Below are 838 nucleotides of genomic sequence, written 5' to 3' on the forward strand. Positions count from 1 at the left end.
CGGAAGGCGGCGGCACCGGCGCCTCGGCCTGGGCTTCAGGCGATGGCCGCGCGGTTTTGGCATCCCACCACCGATCCACCCGGATTTGAAGGTCGGATAGCCGCTTTTCCAGCTCGATCAACCGGTTGCGCTGACCAATAACCGCGGCCACCAGCAGGCCGATCAGGCCGCCGATCATGAATCCGCCCTTGCCATACAGGTAGACACCACCGAAAATGGCCCCAAGCACCCCCAACACAACGTAAATCATAGGATTGTTCCCCTTGTCCGGACAAATTGGAAATCCGACCGCCGCAAGTGGCCGGCCGCGGTTTCTCAATCGGCCGAAAAGCATTGCCGCTGAAGCCAAAAGATCCCTTATTCCGCTGACGTTCCACGGAAGGTATATGATCAATCAAGGCCAAATGCCAAAATCAAAATGTCAATTCCGTGAAAAAAATTAACAATCAACCAAATGCGGTGACCCGATAAGGCCACATTTGCATTCATGGCGCATTTGGGATACCCTTTAAACCATCAAGCACCCCAGTAATGCCGATGATCGACTGGCCGCCGTTTCGGGGTCCCGGAAAAATACCCCGAATGTCCCTAAGTGTCCCAGCGCGTAAATAAGGAAGGTCGGATGATGGAAGACCGGTTGTCTGAACGTTGCGCCACCTGCATCGTCGAGCATTTCCGTGACTACCAGGACCAGTTTCAACGCATCACCCAACGGGCATCGGCGCACTTCATGAACCGCCAATGGGCGCAGGTTCGCGATGATACCACCGAGCGCGTCAACCTGTATGCCACCCAGGTGGATCAGGCCGAAAACGACCTGCGCCGGCTGCTGGTCGAC

2 protein-coding genes are annotated in these 838 nt (G+C 56.2%); one reads left to right on the plus strand and one right to left on the minus strand.

Annotation, left to right across the window (positions count from 1 at the left end; all coding sequences use genetic code 11):
* On the minus strand, positions 1–250 hold a 250-nt coding region (locus JCM12296_RS35260; RefSeq protein ID WP_218188468.1), incomplete at its 3' end, for a hypothetical protein.
* A gap of 372 nt (positions 251–622) precedes the next feature.
* On the opposite strand from JCM12296_RS35260, the gene JCM12296_RS35270 reads away from it, so the two are divergent.
* Positions 623–838: isocitrate dehydrogenase kinase/phosphatase AceK regulatory subunit (locus tag JCM12296_RS35270; protein WP_172684287.1), on the plus strand; the 216-nt coding region annotated here is incomplete at its 3' end.

This window comes from Desulfosarcina cetonica JCM 12296 (assembly GCF_001311845.1).
In the GTDB taxonomy this organism is placed as follows: Bacteria; Desulfobacterota; Desulfobacteria; order Desulfobacterales; family Desulfosarcinaceae; genus Desulfosarcina; species Desulfosarcina cetonica.